This window comes from Amycolatopsis marina (assembly GCF_900111885.1).
Lineage (GTDB): Bacteria > Actinomycetota > Actinomycetes > Mycobacteriales > Pseudonocardiaceae > Amycolatopsis > Amycolatopsis marina.
The window spans coordinates 33,740-57,095 of the sequence record NZ_FOKG01000022.1; the positions used below are offsets into that span (position 1 = coordinate 33,740).

13 protein-coding genes and 1 pseudogene are annotated in these 23,356 nt (G+C 69.8%); 7 read left to right on the forward strand and 7 right to left on the reverse strand.

From position 1 onward, the window contains the following. Positions 1–14: 14 nt before the first annotated feature. On the reverse strand, positions 15–956 hold the full coding sequence (locus BM199_RS27485; protein ID WP_245788793.1) for a hypothetical protein: 942 nt from the start codon (positions 954–956) through the stop codon (positions 15–17). Between the two features lie 317 nt (positions 957–1,273). Here BM199_RS27485 and BM199_RS27490 point away from each other — a divergent pair, with 317 nt between their 5' ends. The 6 genes from BM199_RS27490 to BM199_RS27515 all read left to right on the forward strand — a co-directional run bounded on the left by BM199_RS27490 (position 1,274) and on the right by BM199_RS27515 (position 7,483). Beyond that, positions 1,274–2,503 carry a S8 family peptidase gene (locus tag BM199_RS27490; protein ID WP_091677464.1) on the forward strand — a complete coding sequence of 410 codons (1,230 nt, stop codon included), beginning with the start codon at positions 1,274–1,276 and terminating at the stop codon, positions 2,501–2,503. Between the two features lie 137 nt (positions 2,504–2,640). Continuing rightward, positions 2,641–3,393, forward strand: a complete 753-nt coding sequence (locus BM199_RS27495; protein ID WP_091677467.1) for an SDR family oxidoreductase — start codon at positions 2,641–2,643, stop codon at positions 3,391–3,393. Further along, positions 3,390–4,454 carry a phosphotransferase family protein gene (locus BM199_RS27500; protein WP_091677469.1) on the forward strand — a complete coding sequence of 355 codons (1,065 nt, stop codon included), beginning with the start codon at positions 3,390–3,392 and terminating at the stop codon, positions 4,452–4,454. Before BM199_RS27495 ends, BM199_RS27500 begins: the two co-directional genes overlap by 4 nt. Then, positions 4,454–5,134 carry a histidine phosphatase family protein gene (locus tag BM199_RS27505; RefSeq protein WP_091677472.1) on the forward strand — a complete coding sequence of 227 codons (681 nt, stop codon included), beginning with the start codon at positions 4,454–4,456 and terminating at the stop codon, positions 5,132–5,134. The genes BM199_RS27500 and BM199_RS27505 overlap by 1 nt, the downstream gene beginning before the upstream one ends. 52 nt (positions 5,135–5,186) lie before the next feature. Further along, a complete protein-coding gene (locus BM199_RS27510) occupies positions 5,187–6,107 on the forward strand; it encodes an SMP-30/gluconolactonase/LRE family protein (protein ID WP_091677474.1) in 921 nt (306 codons plus the stop codon). Between the two features lie 122 nt (positions 6,108–6,229). Then, entirely contained in the window at positions 6,230–7,483 is a 1,254-nt protein-coding gene (locus tag BM199_RS27515; protein WP_091677479.1) for an MFS transporter, read from the forward strand. 176 nt (positions 7,484–7,659) lie between these two features. Here the strand turns inward: BM199_RS27515 and BM199_RS27520 are convergent, their stop codons facing one another. The 3 genes from BM199_RS27520 to BM199_RS27530 are packed head-to-tail and all read right to left on the reverse strand — an operon-like array spanning position 7,660 to position 16,849. Beyond that, positions 7,660–8,547, reverse strand: coding sequence for an alpha/beta hydrolase (locus BM199_RS27520; protein WP_177242813.1), 888 nt, complete (start codon positions 8,545–8,547; stop codon positions 7,660–7,662). After that, positions 8,544–15,065, reverse strand: a complete 6,522-nt coding sequence (locus BM199_RS27525) for a type I polyketide synthase (RefSeq protein ID WP_218160453.1) — start codon at positions 15,063–15,065, stop codon at positions 8,544–8,546. The genes BM199_RS27520 and BM199_RS27525 overlap by 4 nt, the downstream gene beginning before the upstream one ends. A gap of 32 nt (positions 15,066–15,097) precedes the next feature. Continuing rightward, positions 15,098–16,849, reverse strand: coding sequence for a fatty acyl-AMP ligase (locus BM199_RS27530; protein ID WP_091677486.1), 1,752 nt, complete (start codon positions 16,847–16,849; stop codon positions 15,098–15,100). A gap of 638 nt (positions 16,850–17,487) precedes the next feature. On the opposite strand from BM199_RS27530, the pseudogene BM199_RS34730 reads away from it, so the two are divergent. Continuing rightward, positions 17,488–18,480: pseudogene (locus tag BM199_RS34730) on the forward strand (MFS transporter); the annotation flags it as partial. 214 nt (positions 18,481–18,694) lie between these two features. Here BM199_RS34730 and BM199_RS27540 read toward each other — a convergent pair. The 3 genes from BM199_RS27540 to BM199_RS27550 all read right to left on the reverse strand — a co-directional run bounded on the left by BM199_RS27540 (position 18,695) and on the right by BM199_RS27550 (position 23,301). After that, positions 18,695–20,968 carry an MMPL family transporter gene (locus tag BM199_RS27540; protein ID WP_091677489.1) on the reverse strand — a complete coding sequence of 758 codons (2,274 nt, stop codon included), beginning with the start codon at positions 20,966–20,968 and terminating at the stop codon, positions 18,695–18,697. A gap of 121 nt (positions 20,969–21,089) precedes the next feature. After that, a complete protein-coding gene (locus BM199_RS27545) occupies positions 21,090–22,619 on the reverse strand; it encodes a hypothetical protein (protein WP_091677492.1) in 1,530 nt (509 codons plus the stop codon). Positions 22,620–22,668: 49 nt separating this feature from the next. Further along, positions 22,669–23,301: a TetR/AcrR family transcriptional regulator gene (locus tag BM199_RS27550; protein WP_091677582.1), complete on the reverse strand. Its 633-nt coding sequence runs from the start codon at positions 23,299–23,301 to the stop codon at positions 22,669–22,671. Between the last annotated feature and the right edge of the window lie 55 nt (positions 23,302–23,356).

Consider the following 23,356-nt stretch of genomic DNA (forward strand, 5'->3'; position numbering starts at 1 on the left):
TCTCGGAACCGGGTTCAGCTCCAGTCGATCCCGAACACACCGGGACCGAAGTCGAGGGCGACCGCGTGGACGGCGTTCGTGCGGTCGACCCGGATGTCCCGGCGCATCGGTTCGGCGGTGGCCGTTCTGGAGTACTGGGTGCAGCGCGCGGGCATGATCCCGCTGTCGAAGCGGACTTCCAGCAGGTACTCGCGAACCGGCCTGCGGAACTCGCGGTAGTGGGTGTTGCGGCACTCCGGGAACGGCGGACCGTCGTTGCTGACCGAGTACTCGATGAGGCAGGTCTCGCCCTTGTCGATGGCGCTGTCGAAGAGCAGTTCGGCGACGGTGACCCCGTGGTCGGCGTCCACCTCGACGCGTCCGACCGTGCAGTTGCGCTCGGCATGCAGCACGGGAGTGCCCGCGGCCGGGTCGTCCTGGCTGTAGACGAGTAGCCACCGGTCCTGGCGGCTGGTGCTCGCCTGAAAGACAGCGCGGGTCGTGACGGCGCGCTGCCCGCCGTCGGCCGCGATATCGCAGCGGTCGTGCAGGCTGACCAGGGCCAGCTGGTGGTGTTGTTCCAGTGCGTGCGGTGCGCCGACCCTGGCGAGCAGGGGTCGCAGCACCGTGTGCGCGAAGGCCAGCCCGTCGTCGGGCAGGGAGCTGCGCTTGCGCGAGTTGGTCCCGCGCGGGCGAGGCGGGGGCAACAGGCTGATCAGGGAGCCGGCGGGGATCTCCAGGATTTCCTCGAGCGCCTGTACGGCCGCTATCGAGCTCTGTCGTTCCGGCTGTCGCTTGCCGGACTGCCAGTAACTCAGCGCGGTCACACTCACCGAGACGCCCTGCCGTTGCAGCCGGGCCTGGATCCGGTCGAGGCTGAGTCCGCTGGCCGAGATCGCGGTTCGCAACGCCTCCGGAAACGATTCGCCGAACGGGGTACCACCGGCTTCCCGTCCGGTACCGGCACCCGACGTCATCTGAGTGTCAACCGCCCCGACTGTTGGTTCCCGCCGAGATCGGCGTTGGTAACGAACACGACAACGTTATCAGTGGTGACCGCCTGCACTTCCGCGTCGGAAGCGGCACTACCTCACTCTGACGAGGTGAATTACTCCGAATGGTCTAGTACTGGTAACTGTGAATCATTGCTTACTTGCGTTCCGCGGGATTGCATAACAGCAAGGCAACAGTGGCCGTTCCGACAGTCGAGGGGTCGGGGCCGCACCGTGACGATGCTGGGCCCGGCATGGAACTGGCTCCCGTTGCCGCCTGATGAACAGCGGAAAGGGAACCAATGGGCAATTCGCGACAGCTACGAAGGAGCCTCGCGGCGGGTGTCTCGCTCGCCGGAGCGACCGCGGCGGCTGCAGTTCTCGGGGCCGGAGCGGTACAGGCCGTCCCAGGTGCGGAGGTGCAAATTCGGGCGGCGAACACCGCCGATTCCGTGACGGACAGTTACATTGTGGTGCTCAAGGACAGTCCCGCGACCATGGCGGCTGCCGAGGTCAGGACCGCGGTGGGGGTCAAGGCGCAGAGCCTCGCCGGCCGCTACGGCGCCGAGGTGTCGCACACCTACGGCACCGCGCTGGAAGGATTCTCCGTAACGGCTACGGAGGCAGAGGCCAAGCGGCTGGCAGCGGACGCGGGCGTCGACTACGTGGTGCAGAACCAGCGGGTGCACGCGATGGACACCCAACCGTCGCCACCCTCGTGGGGGCTGGACCGGGTCGACCAGCGAGATCTGCCGCTGGACGATTCCTACACCTCCGCCTCGGACGCGGCGAACGTGACTGCCTACATCGTCGACACAGGAGTGCTCACCGACCACGCCACCTTCGGCGGCCGGGTCTCCGGAGGCAAGGACTTCATCGACAACGACGACGATGCCACCGACGAGAACGGGCACGGCACACACGTCGCGGGCACCGTAGGCGGCAAGGAGTACGGCGTGGCCAAGGGCGTGAAGATCGTCCCGGTCCGGGTGCTCGACGCGAACGGCAGCGGTACCACCGCCCAGGTGGTCGCCGGGATCGACTGGGTCGCCGAGAACGCCAGCGGGCCGTCGGTGGCGAACATGAGCCTCGGTGGCAGCGTCGACGACGCACTCGACGAGGCGGTCCGCGGTGCCGTCGAGAAGGGCGTGACCTTCGGCGTCGCCGCGGGCAACAGTTCCGAGGACGCGTCCGGCTACTCTCCGGCCAGGGTGGCCGAGGCGATAACCGTGGCCGCGAGCGACAAGCAGGACGCGCAGGCCGACTTCTCCAACCACGGCAGCGTCGTCGACATCTACGCCCCTGGTGTGAACATCACCTCCGCGTGGAGCGACGGTGCCGAGAACACGATCAGCGGCACCTCGATGGCCACGCCGCACGTGGTCGGCGCCGCCGCGCTGCACCTGGCGGGCAACCCGGATGCCACGCCCGCCCAGGTGGCCGACGCGCTGACCGGCGCGGCGACGCCGGACAAGATCACCAACCCGACCGGCGACACTCCCAACAAGCTGCTCTACACCGGCACCGAATAGCCGGTTCCGCACAGGGAGTCGTCTGCCCCCAGACCCGCGCCCTCCCTGGAGACGGTGGCCCGGTGTCCCGCGACTGGCTCGCGGGCCACCGGGCCGCCGTGCTTGTTACCAACCAGTAGGTAATGCGATCATGTGCCATGACCTACCGGAAGAACATCGTGATCACCGGCGCCAGCTCCGGGCTCGGCGAAGGCATGGCCAGGAGGTTCGCGGCCAAGGGCCGCAACCTCGCGCTGTGCGCCCGCCGGACCGACCGGCTCGAGGAACTCGCCGCCGAGCTGCGGGCCCGCCATGACGGCATCACGGTCGTCACCAGGTCTCTCGACGTCAACGAGCACGACCGGGTGTTCAGCGTGGTCAAAGAGTTCCGCGCCGAGCTCGGCACCATCGACCGATTCGTGGTCAACGCGGGACTGGGCAAGGGGCAACCGGTGGGCACCGGCAGGTTCGACGCGAACCGCGAGACCGTCGAGACGAACCTGGTCGCTGGGCTGGCCCAGTGCGAGGCCGCCATGGAGGTCTTCCGCGAGCAGAACGCGGGGCACCTGGTGGTCATCTCGTCCTTCAGCGCCCTCCGGGGTCTCCCCGGCAACGTCACCGCCTACGCCGCGTCGAAGGCCGGAGTCGCCGCGCTGGCCGACGGGATCAGGGCAGACACCGCCGGCACCCCGATCGCGGTCACCACGCTGCTGCCCGGCTACATCGAGTCCGAGATGACCGGCCGCGCGGGCAGTACCCCGCTGCTGGCGAGCGCGGACAGGGGGGTGCGCGCACTGGTCGACGCGATCGAACGCGAGCGGGCCAAGGCCTACATTCCGACCCTGCCGTGGGCGCCGTTGAGCGTGGTCATGCGCTTCGCCCCGGCGGGCCTGCTCCGGAAGTTCACGTGAGCGGCGCGGGCGAAGCACGTCCCGTCCGCGCCGAGGACAGCTTCGACGTCGCCGCGGTGCACGAGTGGCTCGCGGCGAGAGTGGACGGGCTGGCGGGACCACCCGAGGTACGCCAGTTCCCGGGCGGCGCGTCCAACCTGACCTACCTGCTGGTCTACCCGGATCGCGAGCTGATCCTGCGCAGGCCGCCGGCGGGGGAGAAGGCGGCTTCGGCGCACGACATGCGTCGTGAGTACCGGGTGCAGGCAGGTCTGGCGCCGATCTTTCCCTACGTCCCGCCGATGGTGGCGCTGTGCGAGGACCACGCGATCCTCGGCGACGACTTCTACGTGATGGAACGGATCGACGGCCTCATCCTGCGCGGCGACCTGCCGGAAGGGATGACCCTGGAGCCGCCTCGCGCACGAGCGCTGTCCACCGGGCTGATCGACCGGCTGGTGGAGCTGCACGAGGTGGACGTGGAAGCCGCGGGTCTCGCCGACCTCGGCAAGGGAGCCGGGTACATCCGGCGGCAGGTCGAGGGCTGGAGTCGCAGGCTGGACCGGTCGCACACCCCCAACGTCCCGGCCTTCACCGAGGTGCGTGACTGGCTCGCGGCCAATCAACCGGAGGAGGTGCGGATCTGCCTTATTCACAACGACTTCCGGCTCGACAACGTCCTGCTCGACCCCGAGGACGACCTCGCCGTCGTGGGCATCCTGGACTGGGAGATGGCCACGCTCGGCGATCCGTTGATGGAACTGGGCACCACACTGTCCTACTGGGTGCAGGCCGATGACGACGAGGTGTTCCAGGCCAGCAGGCGCCAGCCGACGCACCTGCCGGGTATGCTCACCCGAGCCGAGGTCGTCGATCACTATGCCGAGCGCACGGGGACGGCGATCCCCAACTGGACCTTCTACGAGGTGTACGGGCTGTTCCGGCTGGCCGTCGTGCTCCAGCAGATCTACTACCGCTACCACCACGGCCAGACACACAACCCGGCATTCAAGGACTTCTGGATGTTCGTGGGCTATCTCGAATCGCGCTGTCGCCGCGTCATCGACGAGGGCAGCGGCTGATGGGCGCCGTCTTCCTGGTCCGCCACGGCCAGGCCTCCTTCGGAGCGGCCGACTACGACGTGCTTTCCGAGCACGGCGCCGCACAGTCGGCCGCCGTCGGGGCCGAGCTGTGCAGGCGTGGCGTCACCGGCAGCGGTGCCTGGTGTGGCTCGATGCGCAGGCAACGGGCCACGGCGGAGGCGGCACTGGCGGAAATCGGCCAGGGTCTCGTCGCGAAGGAGGACCCGAGGTGGAACGAGTACGACCACCTCGACGTGCTGGCCCAGCACGGCAGTCCGACGGTGCAGGGTGCTGACCCGCGTGCGTTCCAGTCGGTGCTCGACGCCGCGCTGGCGGACTGGGCACGCTCGGGCGGCACGAGCCTGTGTGCCGAGAGCTGGCCCGCGTTCAGCGCCAGGGTGCGCGGTGCACTGGACGAGTTGGTCGCCGGGCTGGGCAAGGGCGAGCAGGCGGTGGTGTTCACCTCGGGCGGGGTGATCGCCGCGCTGTGCGCCCAGCTCATCTGCTCGCAGCCACAGGCGGGCTCGGGACTTGAGCACACGTTCCTCGCCATGAACCGGGTCACTGCCAACGGCGGAATCACCAAGATCGTCTCGGGTCGGGGCGGGCTCAGTCTGCTCTCGTTCAACGAACACGGGCACTTCGACGGCGACGGTGCGACACTGCTCAGTTACCGTTAGTGCCCTGCCGTCGGGTTCGGTGAACAACCCGCCAGGGAAGAGGGAGTTCTGCATGCGGTTCGGCGAGGTCCGGGTGATTCCGGTCAACGGCAACGGCCCCGAGGACGTGGTGGTGGACGCACAGGGCAGCGTGCTCACCGGCCTGGACGACGGCCGGATCATCCGGCTGAGCGAGGACGGCAGCCGGATCGACACCGTCGCCGACACCGGTGGCCGTCCGCTGGGGCTGGAGCTGTACGGCGAGGACGAACTGCTCGTCTGCGACGCGGACCGCGGTCTGCTCATGGTGCAGCTCGGCGCTGGCACGGTGCGCGTGCTGGCGGAGTACGCCTGCGGTGCACCGCTGCTGGTCTGCAACAACGCCGCCGTCGCTGCCGACGGCACGATCTACTTCAGCGACTCGTCCTCGCGGTTCCCGGTGGCCCAGTGGCGCGAGGACCTGATCGAACAGACCGGGACGGGACGGCTGCTGCGGCGATCCCCGGACGGCGAGATCGAGGAGCTCGCATCCGGGCTGCAGTTCGCGAACGGCGTCGCGCTGGCGCGGGACGAGTCCTTCGTGACCGTCGCCGAGAGCGGCTCGATGCAGGTCCGGCGGGTGTGGCTGACCGGTGAGCGGGCGGGCTCGACGGACATGTTCCTCGAAGGACTCAGCGGCTTCCCGGACAACACCTCCACCGGCAGCGACGGTCTGATCTGGGTCACCCAGGCCAGCCCGAAGGTGGCCGCGCTCGACGTGGTGCGGAAGTTTCCCGCACCGGCGCGGGCACTGGTGCGGCGCGCTCCACTGTGGATGCAGCCGTCGCCCGCGCGCACGGTCGGCGTCCTCGGGGTCGACATGGAAGGCCGGATCGTGCGCCAGTACAGCGGCGAGATCGACGGCTTCCACATGCTCACCGGTGTCCGTGAGCACAACGGAAAGCTGTATTTCGGCAGCCTGGTGGAGCGGGCCATCGCGGTGACCGATCGCTGACCGTTGTCGACGAATTTGGTTGTGCCATTTGTGGTGATGGGTGGAACGTGCCCGCCGAAGGCCCGCGATCGCGTACGCACGTTCTTCGATCGGCGCTGACGGTGCTGCACTAGGCTCGGCGCGTGACCACGGGGGCGCGCGGGACTCGGACCGCGCTGGACGAACCGACCACACCGGTTCCGCTGGGCTGGACGCTGCGCCTTTCGGCGGCTGTTCTCGGCTTCTCGATGGCGGTGGTCGCGCCGATCCAGATCCTGCTGCCGCTGCAGATCGAGGAGATCGACGCGGCGGACAAGGAAACCAGCCTCGCCGTGGTGACGGGCTGTGCGGCTGTCGTGTCGATTCTGGCGGCGCCGATCGCCGGAGCGCTGTCGGACCGGACCACCTCGCGCAGGGGCAGACGGCATCCGTGGATCCTCGGTGGTGCGCTGCTGTGCGCGATCGCGCTGGTGACGCTGTCGGTGCAGGCCACCGTGCTCGGGGTCGGGTTGTGCTGGATGGTCGCGCAGGGTGCGCAGAACTCGATGTTCGCCGGGCTGACCGCCACCGTGCCGGACCAGGTTCCGGTGCGCCAGCGGGGTTTCGTCTCGGCGTTCGCGGGTCTGCCGCTGCCACTCGGGCTGGTGCTCGGCGTGCTGCTGGTGACGGTGATCGTGCCGTCCCGCACCGGCGGGTACCTGGCGCTCGCCGTACTCGTGGTGCTGCTGGCACTGCCGTTCGTCCTGGGCACGCCGGATCCGCGACTGTTGCCCGAGCAGCGTCCGCCGTTCGAGCTGCGCCGGTTCGTGCGCGGGTTCTGGATCAGCCCCCGGCGCCACCCCGACTTCGCGTGGGCGGCGGTGGCGCGGCTCGCGATCCAGCTGGCGAACTCGATCGCGACGCTCTACCTGCTGTACTTCCTGCGCGACGAGCTGGACTTCGCCAACCCCTCGGGCGGGGTGTTCGTCCTGACCCTGGTGTACACGGCGGGCATCCTGTCCACCAGTGTGCTCGCGGGCCGGATGTCCGACCGCAGTGGCAGACGCAAGATCTACGTGGCGGTCTCGTCCGTGGTGATCGCGGTGGCGATGCTGATGCTCTCGGTCTGGCACGAGTGGATCGCGGTGGTGATCGCCGCCGGGATCCTGGGGCTCGGGTACGGCGTGTACGTGGCGATCGACAACGCACTGATCACCCAGGTCCTGCCGACGGCGCACGACAGGGCCAAGGACCTCGGCATCGTCAACCTCGCCAACACCGCTCCGCAGGCACTGGCGCCGATGATCGCCGGCGCGATCATCGCGCTGCTCGACAGCTACACCGTGCTCTACCTCAGCGCAGGGGTGATCGCACTGGCCGGAGCCGTGCTCGTGCTCCCCATCCGCTCGGTCCGCTAGACCGAGTTGCACTTTCCTGTACACGAGTTGCACTTTCCTGTACACGAGTTGCACTTTCCTGTACACGAGTTGCACTTCTGTGCACTTGAGCCCGCACGAATGTCGATTTCATGTACACGAATCGCGCACTCATGTACGTGAAACGCACACTCATGTACGTGGACGGCGAACTCGCGTCAGGTGTTGAGGAGGGTGCGGGCGTGGGGCCAGTAGCGGGTGAGCATGTGCCGCCAGGTGGTCCAGAAGTGGGTGCCCTCGGTGAAGTCGGTGGTGAGGTCCACCTCCGCGCGGCGCAGGCTTGCGGCCAGGTCCTCCGACATGGCGCGCGAGTAGCGTTCGACCAGGCCCATGCCCGCGACGAACTCCTCACCGGGGCTGCGCCTGCCGTTTCCGGCCGCGAGGTAGACGTCCGTGCCGCGCAGGGCGCCGGCGTGCAGGAAGGGGTCGTTGGCCGCCCAGTTCTCCCGGCAGTGCCGCCGGGGACCCCAGACCCGTCCTGGGCGCATGCCCTCCCGAACGGACAGCGTCGCGAGCAGGGCCGCCATGCCCGGCCGGGTCAGGTGCATGAGCCCGCTCAGTGACGCGACGCCGCGGAACACGCCGGGCCTGCGCACGGCATAGCGCAGTGCGCCGTACCCGCCCATCGAGATGCCCGCCGCCACCCGCACGTCCGACGCGCCGTATCGGCCTTCCAACAGTGCAGGCAGTTCGTCCAGGTGGAAGGTCTCCCACCGCGGGACTGTCCCGGCCCGGTCCCGCACCCGCCAGTCCGTGTAGAAGCCCAGTCTGCCCGCCTCCGGCATGACCACCAGTGCGCCGGTGTCCTCGGCCAGCCGGACGACGTCGGTGTGCCGCAGCCACGACGTGTGGTCGTCGGAGGAGCCGTGCAGCAGGTACAGCACCGGGTAACGGCGGTCCGGGCCCGGCCGCCAGCCGGGTGGGGTCAGCAGTGTCGTCCCGACCTCCCTGCCGACGGCGGGGGAGTGCAGCCGCAGCTCCCGCACGGTCGGGCCTGCCGAGACCTCCTCGCCGAGCACCGTCAGCGCGGTGTTGGTCACGGTCACGACGTCCTTGTCCCCACCGCGTCGAGCACCGCGGACAGCAGGTGCCGCAGATGCCGGCCGACGACGTCCACATTGGGCGGATCCAGCAGCGAGAGATGGTGGCCCGGCACGGTGATCACCTCGAGGTCGGCGCAGACCGCGTCCCAGCCGCGCGCCGGGTCGGTCCGGTCGAAGCGCTGGTCCCGTAGCCCGCCGGGCACCTGGTCCGCCGCACTGAAGAAGACCGCCCTGCCGTCATAGGGGTCCGGCTGGTAGCGCTCCAGTGATCGGGCGTCGAGGAAGGACGTGCGCTGATGGTGCAGGATCGCCTCGCTCACCGCGCTGTTCACCAGCCCCTCGGCGAGCATCGTGTCGATCAGCAGCTGCACCTGCGCCTCGTCGTCCAGCCGGGCCAGCCGCTCGTACGGCAGTGAGATCCGCCTGCCGTAGCTGCTCTCCAGGAACTCCTCGAACCGCTCGAACCGCTTCTCCAGCAACGCCACGTCGCTCAGGCCGGTCTCGTTCGGCAGCGGCAGGATCGGGTCGATCATCGCGAGGATCTCCACCTGCTCGCCCGCCGCGCGCAGCTGCTGTGCCATCTCGTAGGCGAGGAATCCGCCGAACGACCAGCCCGCGATCCGGTAAGGGCCACGGGGTTGCACGGCCCGCAGCTCCGGAAGGTAGTGCCGGACGCGGTCCTCCACATCGGCCACACCCTCGATCCGGTCGAATCCGTACACCGGCACATCAGGGTCCAGCAGTTGGACGAGCTGGCGGTACACCGCGGTATCGCCACCGCCCGGATGGAAGAAGAACAGCGGGGACCGCGTTCCGTGCTCGCGCAACACCCTGAGTGGGGAGCCGGTGTGTTCCTCCTCGCGAAGGTGCTCAGCCATTCGCTCGATGGTCGGGCGCTCGAAGAGTTCGGAGATCGTCAGCTCCCGGCCACTCCGCTCGACCAGCAGCGCCGTCACCGCCTCGGCCTTCGCCCGGGTGCCGCCGATACCGTAGAAGTCCTGGGTCACGCCGACCTCGGTGCCGAGCACGTCCCGCCAGGCGCTGGTCACCAGCCGCTCGGCGGCGTCGCGTGGCGGAATCAGCACCGGCGCGGCGGACTCCGCGGGCTCGGTGCTCTTCAGGCCGAGTTCGCCGAGCAGCCACTGCTCCACATCGGCGGTGCTGGCACCGCGCAACAGCAACGACACCGGCAGCGCGAGTTCGAAGTCGTGCTGCACGGCGTTGCGGATCCGGACGGCAAGCAGGGAGTCCACGCCGAGTGCCGCGAGCGCGGTCGTGGTGTCCAGCCGCTCCGGTGCGAACCCGAGCACCGAGGCGATCCTGGCGCGCACCTGTTCACCTGCCGCGGCCGCCGCGGCCACTGCTGGCAGCGACCGCAGTGCGGTGAGTCCCGCCCAGCCCGTGGACTCGGGATCGATACCGGCTTCGCCGAGTACCCCGGTGAAGAACGGCACCCGGGACAGACCGGGGAACGCGTCGAGCAGCCGGGGTGTGTTCAGGCGTGCCGCACCGACAACGGCCTCGTTCCGGCACATCGCCGCCTCCAGCGCGGCCAGCCCGTCCTGCGGTGCGACCGGGTGCAGCCACGGGATCTCCAGCCCGGCGGCCGCACCGACCTCGGCCCAGGTGCCCCAGCAGACCGACACCGCGGGCAGGCCCTCGGCCCTGCGCAGTGCGGCGAGTTCGTCGAGGTACGCATTGGCTGTGGCGTACGCGGGTTGTCCCGGCAGGCCGTGCAAAGCCGCGGCGGAGGAGAAGCCGACCCACCAGTCCAGAGCACAGTCACGGGTGGCCTCGTGCAGCCGCCAGGCTCCGTAGGCCTTGGGCAGCCAAGTCCGGTGCAGCGTGTCCGCGTCGAGCCGGGTCGTGGTCCGGTCGTCGAACACCGCCGCCGCGTGGACCACTCCGCGCAGGGCGGACGCGCCGCCCGCTGCCTCGACGAGGCGGTGTGCCGTTCCGGCATCGGCGAGATCGCCCAGCACCACCTCGACCTCCGTGCCGGCCGAAGTGATCGCCTCGATCGCCGCGCGGGCGACGGGACCGGGAGCAGAGCGTCCATTCAGGACGACCTTGCCCGCGCCGTGCCCCGAGAGCCAATCGGCCAGCAGGAGGCCGAGGCCACCGAGACCGCCGGTGATGACGTACGCGCCGTCCGGGCGGGCGAGGTGGACCTTCGCGCCGGTCGGCGCTGGTGCGTGACCGAGCCGTGCGGCGAGCCGCGTACCGGCGCGCCAGGCCACCTCGTCCTCGGCTCCACCCTCGCTCAGTTCGGCCAGCAGGTGCCTCGCGCTGTCCTGTGCCGAGTCCCGCGGGTCGAGATCCACCAGGCTCGCGCCGAGTTCGGGGTGTTCGTAGGCGAGCACCCGAACCAGTCCGCGCAGGGCGGCGAGCGCGGGATCGCCCGCGTCGTCCCCGACCGCCCGTGCGCCGGTGGTGACCAGGTGCAGCCGGGCCCGGCCGGCTGCACCCTCGACGAGTTCGCGGACGGTGGCACTGATCGCGAGCACCGCCTGCTCGGCCACCGCCAGCGCCGCAGGGCCGCCGGCGGTTTTGGTGGGCAGCAGGAACACCACCTCGGCTGGGGCCGTCGCGGTCAGTGCCGCCCTGACCTGTTCCGGCTCGCGATAGTCCGCCCAGTGCAGCGCGCTGCCCGCCGATGCCAGATCGGTGAGCGGTGCGGTCAGCGGGTGCGCGCCCGCGCTCAAGGCCAGGACCGGGCCCGCTGGAACGGCCGCGTCGCCGGAGTCGAGGCCGGCAGGCTCCCAGGTGGTGGTGACGAGGCTGTCCGCGAGTGGCGCGGCGAGTTCGGTCCTCGGCACCCTGCGAATGAAGATATCGTCGATCTCCAGCAGCACCCGCCCCTCGTTGTCCACGAGGTGCAGTTCACCGAGCAGGCCCGAGGAGTCGTCGTCGGATGTGGTCACCGAGACGTGCACGAGGCTGCCCCTGCTGACCTCGCCGTAGGTGCGGATGCTGCCGAACTCCATCGGCACGAGTGCCGCTTCGCTCGTGTCACGTCCGCCCAGCGCACCGGCGAAAGTCTGCAGGCAGGCGTCCACGAGCGCGGGGTGCAGCGACATCAGTGGATGCCGCAACGCGGCCTCCGGCAGGGAGATCTCGGCGATCGCGCGGGTGCCGCTCGCCCGCACCCTGCTCATTCCGGTGAAGGCGGGGCCGTAGTCGACACCCAGTTCGTGCAGTTCCCGGTACAGCTCCGTGGTGGAAACGCCCTTGAACTCGGAATCGTCCACTTCGGATAAATACTCGTCGGAGGTGGTGCCGGGTACCACGGAAACCGTGGCGCTGGCATGCAGTTCCCAGGTCCCGCCGTCCGGACGGGTGTGCACGGTGACCGAGCCGCCGTGGTCGGATTCCGGCGCCAGCGTCGTCGTCACCGCGGTGTGCTCGCCGAGCGCGAGTGGTTGGTGCATCACCAGCGAGGTGACCGCGACCTGTTCGGCCGCGGCCCCGAACGCGGTCCGTGCCGCGGCGTTCGCCATCTCGGCGTAGGCGGCTCCGGGCAGCACCGCGCGTCCGTCGATCCGGTGGTCGGACAGCCATGGCTGGACGGCCGAGCCAAGGTCGGCGCGCCAGAGGTGCCGGGAGTCGACAGGGGACTCGACGTGCGCTCCGAGCAGGGGGTGTTCCGCCCGCGCCACCGGCGCCGCCGCAGGACGGGGTAGCCAGTGCCGCGCGTGCCGCCACGGCGTCGTCGGCAGGTCGAGCACCTGACCGGAGCTGCCGTGCAGCCGGGCCTTTCGATTCCGCAGTTCCAGTTGGGCGAGCTGCTGGTGGAAGTGCGTCGTCTCGTCATCGCAGTGCCGCAGGGTGGACAGCACGAGCGGTGCCCCGTTCCCGGTCAGCGCGTGCCGCAGCACCGGGTGCGGGGATATCTCGACGAACGCCGAGTGGCCGTCGGCGATGGCGGCGGTGACGGCACCCGAGAACCGGACCGGCTTGCGCAGGTTCTCCGCCCAGTAGCCCGGGTCGAACGCGGGCCGGGCGCGGGGATCGGCAAGCGCCGTGCTGTAGAAGGTGAGTGCTGGGGTGCTGGGGCGCAGTCCCGCCAGCCCTTCCAGGAGGATTCCGGTGACCCGGTCCACGATCGGCGAGTGTGCGGCGACGTCTAGTTTCACCAGCTTCGCCAGCAGCCCACGAGAGTCCACATCAGACACGATGCGTTCCACGGTGCTCGCGGTTCCCGCGATCACGGTCTGGTCGGGTGCCGACAGTACGGCCACGTCCACGTCCGGGAGACCGCGTACCAGCTCGGCCGCCTCCTCGGCGCCGACCTCAAGCAGGGCCATGGCACCGTCCCCGGCGAGGGAGGCGAGCAAGCGCGAGCGCAGCGTGACGATCCGCGCCCCGTCGGCCTCGGAGAGCGCTCCCGCGGCGACTGCCGCGGTGACCTCGCCGAAGGAGTGCCCGATCACGGCGGCAGGAACAACCCCGCGGTCCTGCCACAGCTCGGCGAGCGCGAGTTGAATGCCGAAGACCAGCGGCTGCACGTGGTCCATCGTGCGTGCCTCTACGCCGGCGAGCAGGTCCGCCCGCAGCGAGAAGCCGGCCTCGGCACGGATCAGGGGGTCGAGCCGGTCGATCGCCGCGGCGAAAACCGGCTCCTCGGCGAACAGCCTGCGGCCCATCCCGGCCCACTGCGAGCCGTGCCCGGAGAACACGAAGACCGGCCCGCGACCGGCGGCCCCGTCGATCACCTCGGTTTGCTGCTCGCCCTCGGCCAGCGCGCGGAGTCCCTCGGTCAGCTCACTTACGTCCGATCCGACGACCGCGGCCCGTGCTCTGCCGTCCAGCCGCCTGGCGAGCGTGTGCTCCACGTCGGACAAGCGTGCGGCCGCACCGGCGCCGTCGAGCCACCGCGCCAGTGCGCCCGCGCTGTCCGCCAGTCTGGCCGGGTCGGGCGCGCCGAGCAGGAACCGGGTACGCGCCTGTGGCGCGGCCGGTTCGGAGCTGAGCTCCTGCTGTTGCAGCACCACATGGGCGTTCGAGCCGCCGAAGCCGAAGCCGGAAACACCCGCGATCGCGGTGTTGCCCTGTCGCGGCCAGTCCTGTCCCGTGTCGGTGACCCGCAGGCCGAGCTCGTCGAAGGGGATGTGCGGGTTGGGTGCCGAGTAGTTGAGGCTGGCCGGAAGCCGACCGTGGTGCAGGGCGAGGACCACCTTGATCAGGCCGACGACGCCCGCCGCCGCTTCCAGATGCCCCAGATTGCTCTTCACCGAGCCGAGCAGCAGCGGACGGCCTGCCGGCCTGCCCGCTCCCAGCACGGTCCCGAGCGCCCGTGCCTCGATGGGGTCGCCGAGCAGAGTGCCGGTTCCGTGCGCCTCCACGTAGTCCACGGCGGTCGGGTCGACGCCGGCCTGCCGGTACGCGGTCCGTAGCAGTGCCTGCTGCGCTTCGGAGTTGGGTGCCGTGAGGCCGTTGGAGCGACCGTCCGAGTTGCTCGCGGTCCCCCTGATCACCGCGAGCACGCGGTCACCGTCGGCACGCGCGTCGCGCAGCCGCTTGAGCACGAGCATTCCGGCGCCCTCGGCGCGGGAGATGCCATCGGCGTCGGCGGAGAAGGGTTTACACCTTCCATTGGCCGAGCTGATCCCCATCTGGTCGAAGTTCGCGGTCACGCCGGGCCCGAGCAGCAGGTTGGCCCCGCCGACGACGGCCATCCCGCTCTCCCCGGAGAGCAGACTGCGCACGGCGAGGTGGACCGAGGTCAGCGAGGACGAACAGGCGGTGTCCACGGCCATACTGGGGCCGCGTAGATCCAGTGCGTAGGAGAGCCGGTTGGCGGCGATGCTCAGCGCGGCGCCGGTGCCGGTCCACGCGTCGACTCCGGACACGTCGGCGAGGGACTGCGCGCCGTACTCGGTACCGCTGATACCGACGAAGACGCCGGTGTCGCTGCCGCGCAGGGTGCTCGGCGCGATGCCGGCGTGCTCCAGTGCCTCCCATGCGACTTCGAGCACCATGCGCTGCTGCGGGTCCATCCTGGCCGCCTCACGCGGTGCGATGCCGAAGAACTCGGCGTCGAATCCGGCGATGTCGGCCAGGAAGCCACCCTGCCTGCTGATCCCCTCGGGAATACCGGGAATGTCGTCCCAGCGGCCCGGCGGGACTTCGCCGATGGCGTCGCGACCTTCGGTGAGCAGCCGCCAGAACGCCTCGGGACCTTCGACGCCGCCGGGCAGCCTGCAGCCGAGGCCGATCACCGCGACTGTCGTGTCGGGATCCGGCTCTCCGACGGTCACCTGTCCATGTGGCGTGTCCTGTGGGACCGGCAGGCTGGGCCGCCCGGTCCCGGTCAGCGCGATGGCCAGCTGGTCGATCGTGGGGTGGTCCCACAGCAGCGTCGTCGGCAGGTTCCGGTCGAGCAGGTCCTCCAGCGCGCCGGACAGTTCGACCGCGTCGCGTGAGGACAGTCCGTACTCGTCGAGCGGACGCCGGACGTCGATCTCGGCAGGCTCCAGATCGCAGGCCTCACCGACCTGTTCGACGAGCCAGTTCCGCAGCTGTTCGGTCGTGAGAGCCGGCTGGGTCACCGCTATTCCTCCCAGAAACGCTGCTTGGTCGCGGCGCGGGCGATCTTGCCGCTGGATGTCCGGAGCACACTGCCCGGCGGAACCAGTCTGAACCCGCGGAGCTTGACGTCGTGCTTGGCGGAGACGGCTCTGCGTACCGCCCTCGCCACCTCGTCCTCGTCGGGCGTGGCAGACCCGGCCTTCCTGCTGAACTCCGCCACCACAGCCGCACCTTCACCGGCCGTGGAGGAGGTCACGGCGAAGGCGGCCACGTGGTCCCTGCGGATCGCGGGGTGCGCGTCCTGCACCGTGGCCTCGATGTCCTGCGGGTAGTGGTTCTTGCCGTCGATGATGATCAGGTCTTTGATCCGGCCGGTGATGTAGAGCAAACCGTCGTGCACCAGGCCGAGGTCGCCGGTGCGCAACCAGCCAGTCGCGGGTGTGTCCTCGTCTGCGCCGGAGATGGTCGCGTCGAAGGTCTCCGCGCTGCGCTCGGGCTGCTGCCAGTACCCGCGTGCGACGTTCGGCCCGTGTACCCAGATCTCGCCGACCGCGCCGTCGGGGCGAACGGTGCGCTCCTCCGGGTGCACGATACGGACGAGCTGGGCGTGCGGCCTGCCTGCGGCCACCAGCTCGAGTGCGTCCGCGCTGCCCCTGGGCAGCGCTGTGGCCCGATCCTCGGCGAGGGCCGCGCGGTCGAACGCGGTGACCGTCGGCCCGTCCTCCCTGGTGTTGGTGACGAACACCGTCGCCTCGGCGAGACCGTACGACGGCCGGTGCGCCGCTGCCTGGAAGCCGTGCGGGCCGAACGCCTCGAGGAAGGCCTCGATCGTGCCCGAGCGGACGGGCTCACTGCCGTTGATCACGGCGCGGATCCCGGACAGGTCCAGGTCGGCCCGGTCGGCCTCCTTCACCTTGCGCACGGCGTACTCGAAGGCGAAGTTCGGTGCGGCGGCGAAGACGTTCGGGTGGCTCGACATCTGCCGGAGCCAGCGGGCCGGGCGCATGATGAAGTTGAACGGCGTCATGAACACCGAGTGCGCGCCGGTCAGCGCAGGGATGCACAGCAGCTGGATCAGGCCCATGTCGTGGAAGAACGGGATCCATCCCGCGCAGGTCCAGTCGGCCTCCACACCGAAGGCGGAGCTGCCCTGCCACGTGTTGCTGACCGCGGCGCGATGGGTGATCACCGCACCGGCCGGGGCCCTCGTGGAGCCGGAGGTGTACTGCAGGTACGCGGGCTCGTCCAGGTCGAGGTCGGGGGCGACGAAATCGGCACCGCCGACGATCTCGGGTGCGTCGACCGCGAGGATCTGCTTCGGCATCGGGACCGGGTTGGACTCGGCCAGCGAGCGGACCGCTTCCAGCGCGGACTCCGACGTCAGCCAGACCTCTGGCGCACAGTCGGCGAGCGCGTTGACCAGACGGCCGCCGTGCTGGCTCACCTCGGGTGCGAACAACGGAACCGCGACGGTACCTGCGTGCAGGGCACCGAGAAAGCCGACCACGTAGTTGAGGTCCTGCGGCGCGAGGATGGCGACTCGCTGTCCGGGAGAGGTGACTTGCGTGATCGCTGCGGCCGTTGCCCGCACCCGGTCGGCCAGCTCGGCCCAGGAGAGGGTGTGCTCGACGCCGTCGCGGTCTCCGGAGTAGTCGACGAAGGTGAAGGCGCGGCGTGCGGACCCGGCCCGGTCGAACAGGTACGAGGTCAGCGGTCGTAGCTCCGGGACGTGGGTGCCTGTCTCGGCGGAGTACCGGCGCTGCGCCAACGACATAGTAGTCACCTAACAGGAATAGTGGGGATCGACGGGGACACTCAATGGCGTGCGGGGACGCGGGCTACGTGGCCACGTAGCCGACGCTGTGTCTTATTCAAAAGTCGGGTTATTCACCGCCGATGCCGCAGCGGGGGCCCTCTCCGGGGCGGCCCCGTCCGCCGACTAGTGAATAACCCTCCCGGTCTGGAGAATCTGGTCTTCTTCGGTCAACCTGTTGCTGATGTTGTCGTTCGGGTCGACAACTACAACTCTGCGAACTCGTGGGCGGCGAAATCACGCTATTGGCTGACAAGCGGACCCAACCGTAGCCACGGTGTGAACCGTCCGCAAGCCGCGATCGCAGTTTCTCCCCGATCGGGTAACGCCTCTGGCGGGTATATCACTAACTCTACGGAGTTAACTGTCACCATCGTGAGCGTTTTTGCGTAGGGGTGGGGGTGTTGTCGGGTGCGCTGAGTGACAAGTCATGCTAGGCGGCGATCCGTCGAGGATGCACCCGACCGGAAGGCGGAGATGTGGCACACGGTGACACCGGGCGCGATCCCGCGGTAGCGGAGGCGACAGCCCAGGTAGCAGGGCCGCGGCCGGCCCGTGCCGCGCGCAGGGGACGACCGTGGCTGACCCTTGTCGCGACGGTGCTCGGCGGGGCGATGGTCGGCCTCGACGGCACCGCGATCACCATAGCGGCGCCCTTCATCTCCGCGTCGGTGGGTGCGAGTCTCGGTGAACTGGAACTGATCGCCAATGCCTACCTGGTCGCACTCGCGATCGGCCTACTGCCCGCGGGCAGATTGGCGGACCGGTTCGGCAGGCGGAAGATATTCGTCATCGGAGTTCTCGGTTTTGCTGTCGCATCTGTCGGAATCGCCCTTTCCGGCAGTGTCCTGGCTCTCGTTCTGTGTCGTGTTCTCCAAGGATTTGCCGGAGCGTTGTTGCAACCTGCGGCGCTCGCATTGCTGCGTAATGCGTTTCCTGTTGAGAAAATCGGGCTTCCGCTGGGAATCTGGGGTGGCGCGAACGCACTCGCGATCGGCCTCGGACCGGTGATCGCGGGCGTGATCGTGCAGGGCTTCGACTGGCCCGCCGTCTTCCTGCTCAACGTGCCCGTCGCCGCGATCGTGCTCGGTCTCGTGGTGTACGGCGTCGCCGAGTCTGCAGGCGGGCGGGACGAGCGCAAGGGAGTGCTGCGGGCCCTGTTGCGAATCCGGGCCGTGCATCTGGGCTCGGTGCTCGTCGGATTCACCTCGTTTGCCGTGTTCGCGCTGCTCTTCCTGCTCACGTTGTTCCTGCAGAACGTCAAGGGACTGCCGCCGATCCAGGCGGGCGCGTGGATGCTGCCGCCGACCTGCGTCGTGGTGCTGTCGGCCCCGCTCGGGGGACTGCTGGCGCAGCGGTTCGGGCCGCGCCTTCCTGTCGCGGCCGGTTTCGTGTTCGTCGCGGTCGGCCTCGCCGGGGTCGCGTCGTTGCAGGCCGGGGCCGAGTTCAGCGACCTGCTCTACCCCGGCGCGCTCGTCGGGTTCGGTATCGGGATGAGCGTCATCGCCGCCACCGAGACCATGCTCGGAGCGACGCCGGAGGCCGAGACCGGCACGGTGTCCGCGGTGCAGCAGATCGCCAGCCAGATCGGCGGCGTGCTCGGCATCGTGACGGTCGGCGCCGTGATGTCCTGGCAGGTGCTGCGGTCCCTGCCGAACCGGATCGCCGAGGCCGGGCTGCCCACACCCATCGGCGACGCTGTTCTGGGTGGGGCCGATTCCGTCACACAGGGCACCGTGCCCGCCGGGTTCGAGGGCGGGCAAACGGCGCTGTCCGGTGCGGTGCGGACGATCACCGCGCTCGGCTTCACCGACGGGATGGGGGCGGCCCTGCTGGTGGTCGCGGGCGTCGCTCTCCTCGGTGCGGTGCTCGCGCTGGCGCTGCCGAAGCAGCGCCCGGCTGCGCTTGCCGGGGTGGACGAGGGGGTTGCCCGCGCTGTGGTGGGGGAGGAGGCCGCCGCTCCGGCCGGGGCTGCTGCCGGTTCGGCCGATGCCGCTTCCGCTGCTCCGCCTTCGGCCTCGCGGCGAGGCGACTCGGCCACCAGATGATCCTGCCGAGATCCACGGCCAGTGCGGGGACCAGCAGGGAACGCACCACGAAGGTGTCGAGCAGGACACCGAAGGCGACCAGGAACGCGATCTGAGCCAGGAACAGCACGGGGATCACCGCCAGTGCGGCGAACGTCGCGGCCAGCACGACTCCCGCCGAGGTGATCACCCCTCCCGTGACGCGTAGCGCGCTGAGCGTGCCCGCTTCGGTGCCCAGCAGCGCCGTCTCCTCGCGCGCCCTGGTCATCAGGAAGATGTTGTAGTCGATTCCGAGTGCCACCAGGAACACGAACGCGTACAGCGGGATCGCCGGATCCGCTCCGGGAAAGCCGAACACGTCGTTGAACATCAGTGCGCCGACGCCGAGGGTCGCTCCGAAGGACAACACGACGGTGGCGATCAGCAGCAGTGGCGCGAGCAGCGAGCGCAGCAGCAGCGCCAGCACTGCGAAGATCACCACCAGCACGATCGGGATGATCGCGTTGCGGTCGTGGGTGGCCGCTGCCAGCATGTCGGTCTGCTGCGCGGTCTGGCCGCCCACCTTGGCGTCGGCCCCCGGGATGTCATGCAGGGTGTCCCGCAACGCGCCGACCACGGCGACCGCTTCCTCGGAGTCTGCAGGCGCCTGCAGGGTCGCGTTTATCTCGACGACGCCGCCCGCCACCTTCGGGCCCGCCGCCGGATCCACCGGGTCAGCGGGGGTCGGGAAGGCGTCGGCGACCCCGTCCGTCGCGCGGGTGGCGGCGAGCACCTCGTCGGCTGCGTTCGCGTCCGCGATGATCACCGCCGGGCTGCCGGTGCCGCCGGGAAAATGCGCCGACAGCACGTCCTGTCCGCGTACGGCGTCGACCTCCTCCAGGAAGAGTGCCTGCTGTGACGTGCCTTCCGCCTGCAGGGACGGCACGAAGGCGACCCCGGCGAACAGCACGAGCGCGGTCAGCACCCAGGTCCACCTCGGTCTCCTGCGCACCAGCCCGGCCAGGCTGTCGAACATGCCGCGCTTCGTCCTGCGGTGTTTGCGGGGCACCGGGTCCTGTGGCCAGAAACCGGCCCTGCCGAACAGCAGCAGCGCGGCAGGCAGGAAGGTCAGCGAGGCCAGCAGCGCACCGGCTATACCGATGGACACCACCGGTCCGAGACTCGAGTTGCTGGTCAACTCGCTGACCAGCATGCAGAGCATGCCCAGGATCACCGTGCCGCCCGAGGCGAGAATCGGCTCGAACGAGGATCGCCACGCGGTGCGCATCGCGTCGGCGGCCTTCGCCTGCCGGGTGAGTTCCTCCCGGTAGCGCGCCACGAGCAGCAGGGCGTAGTCGGTCGCGGCACCGAAGACCAGGATCAGCAGGATTCCCTGTGTCTGGCCGTTCAGGACGAGCGCACCGTCCGAGGCGAGCCAGTAGATCACGGCCGAGGAGGTACACAACGCCAGCCCGGCGGAGAGCAGCACGATCAACGGCAGCAGCGGGCTGCGGTAGACCAGGATCAGGATCACCGCCACCGCACACGCGGTGACCAGCAGCAGCATGCCGTCGATGTGCCCGAACACCTCGGCGAAGTCCGCGTTGTACCCGCCTGGTCCGGTCACGAGGGCGGTCAGCCCGCCAGGGAGTCCCCGCTCCAGGTCCTGGCGGATGTCCTTGACGGCCTCGCTCGCGGCGAACGGGTCCTCTCCGGACAGCGGCAGGATCAGCTGTGCCGCCTGTCCGTCGTCGGCGGGCAGCGGGGGCGATGGCTGTCCCCGCAGCTCGGGCGCGTCCGCGAGTTCGGCGGCCTTCGCCCTGATCGCGTCGTTGTCCGCCGCGGTGAGTCCGCCCGGCCTCTCGAAGACGACGACGGTGGGCAGGATCCGGCTGTCGGCGAAGTTCTCCTGCAGCTCCGTCACGGCGGTGGACTCGGCGGTGGCAGGCAGGAACGAACCGGGATCGTTGCTCTGGACCTCGCTCAGCTTGCCGAGAAACGGACTGCCTGCTGCGCCGAGTGCGAGCCAGAGCAGCACGAGGAGCGCGGGCACCACCCAGCGCACGACTCGCATGTCACCCCTAGGTTCGTCGACGACTTGCCGGGCACCTTACTGAGCCGCAGTCGCCTGCCGCACCATCTCCTGCTCCGCCAGGGACAGCTGGCGGTAATTCGTCGACGAATCACCGTAGGGGTCAGCCGGGGATGTGGAATCCCGTGACCGGGGCCGGCGGCGCGGAGCGCTCCCTGTTGGCTGGTGGTGGGAGACGGGTGGGGAACAGGTCGGCTTTGGTGCCGAGGGGGTCGGAGCCGAGCAGCGCGGCGATGGTGTCAGGAGCCTCGCTGGCCGCGACCGCCCTGCTGCCGTCGGGCAGACCGCACAGGACGATGCCCCGCTCCGGCTCGCCCGACCTGCCGTAGACCACCGTGTACGTTTCGACCGTTGCGGCACCGGTGGCGCCGGTCGTGATCGCGCGGCGGGGCAGCCGGGAAACCTCGGTGGTCCGGTCGTGGTGGGCGTATGGCGTGTCCGGCGGCCGCCCGGAGAGCACCACTCCCGCGTGCTTGGTCAGATACCAGCCGACGGCCGTGGCCAGACCGTACTGCTCCGGCTCGGCCCTGAGCCGCGTGGCGAGGGTGGCCACGGAGTGCGTCACGTAGTTGCTGCCAGGACCCCCGGCGAAGGTGAGGCCGCCGGTCACGGTCGGCGGCCGGTTCCGGTCCGTGAGAGCCGCCCGGTTGAGGCCCAGTTCGGTGGCGGCGACCTGCACGGCGGAGGGAAAGCAGGAGTAGAGGTCGAGGTGCGCGATGTCGTCGATGTCGAGCCCGGCGTGGGTGAGCACGGCGTCACCGACGGCGGCGATGGCCGGGGAGCGGTGCAGGTGCGGACGCTCCGAAGGAAACCAGTGATCGTTGGCGGTGGCGGTCGCGTGCACGAAGACCCAGTTCGCCGGGTCGATACCCGCCGCGCGCGCGGCCTCGGCGGAGCAGACCACCAGTGCGGCGGCCTGGTCGACGAAGATGTTCGCGGTCATCAGCTTGCGGTAGGGCGCTGCTGCCATCCGGTTGCGCGGCCCCGCCGTGGTGATGTCGTGCGCGCTCGGAGCCGCACCCATCACCGCATGCGGGTTGACGGTAGCCACGTCGGCGAAGCTCGCCCACAACCTGCCGAGCCACTCCAGGTGTTCGTCGGTGCCGCTGCCCGCGTCCGCGCGGATCGCGTTCTCGAACAGCGGGTAGAACGCCACCGGGATGAGCAACTGCGCGGCGGCCTCCGCCGCGTGCTGTGGTTCCCGGTCGATGCCCAGCATCCGGGACGGCGCGGTGCCTTCCGGCTGCTTCGGACCGCCGCCGTACCGGCCGCCGAACAACGCCTTGACCGCCTCGCCGCCGGTGATCAGTGCCGCGTCCAGTTCTCCTGCCGAGATCCGGCCAGCCGAATCGGCGAGGAGGTCCAGCGGGCTGGTGCCGCTGGTGTGGGTGTAGACGGTCTCGGCGGGGGAGATGCCGAGGTCCTCGGCGAGCAGGGCGGCCGGATCGGCCGTTCCCCAGGAGAAGCTGTCCACCACACCCAGCGACTGGACGCGGCCGAGCACGCCAGGAGCGCCGGTGTCGGCCACGGCCCCCTCGATCGCCAGCCGCATCAGTTCACGGGGAGACGTGGGGGTGGCGTCCCGCCAGGTGTGCTGGCCCACGCCGACGATGACCGGGGTTCTCGGATCCACCCGGTCACGCTAACAGTTGCTGACGAAGTGCCAACAGTGCTCTGTGCGGTCAGCCGGTGCGGTCCACGCTCCGCACCGCTGGGAAAACCTCGCCGATCAGTGTGAGCAGCGACCTGCTGAGCAGCAGATGCACCTCCTCGCGGCGGAGGGCTCCGCGCACCAGCCACTCCCTGCCTGCTGCCTTGACCATCCCGCCGTAGGCCCGGACCAGCGCGTTCAGCTCGTTCCACCGATTGTCGTCCGCTTCGATGCCGACGGCCTCGAGTACCCGGTCGGCCGACTCCCTGTCGGCGTCGGCGAGAATGCGCTCGACCTCGGTGTCCCGCCCGATGCCCTCGGGGGCGGTGGCCGCGAGCCACATCTTCTCCTGCTTGGTGATCATGTCCAGGAACCAACCGACCGCGGCGTCCACCCTGCGGTCGAGCGGGCCTTCCGGGAGCAACTCCACCGCGAAGTGCGGAACGGTCATGGCGCGGCGGACCACCGCCAGATAGAGCTCACGCTTCGTGCCGAAGTAGTGGTTGATCAGCCCGCGCGCCACTCCGGCACGGGCCGCGATGTCCGAAGTGGACACGTCGGTGTAGGGGCGTTCGCCGAACAGATCGGCCGCGCAGGTGAAGATCTGCTCCCGGCGCTCGTCGGGCTCCAGTCTTCGCCACTTGGGCGCCGAATCGGTACTCATGGTGAGCATCTTGTCACGTGCGTCACACTCGCACGACGTGGCGGCTCTGACCGTC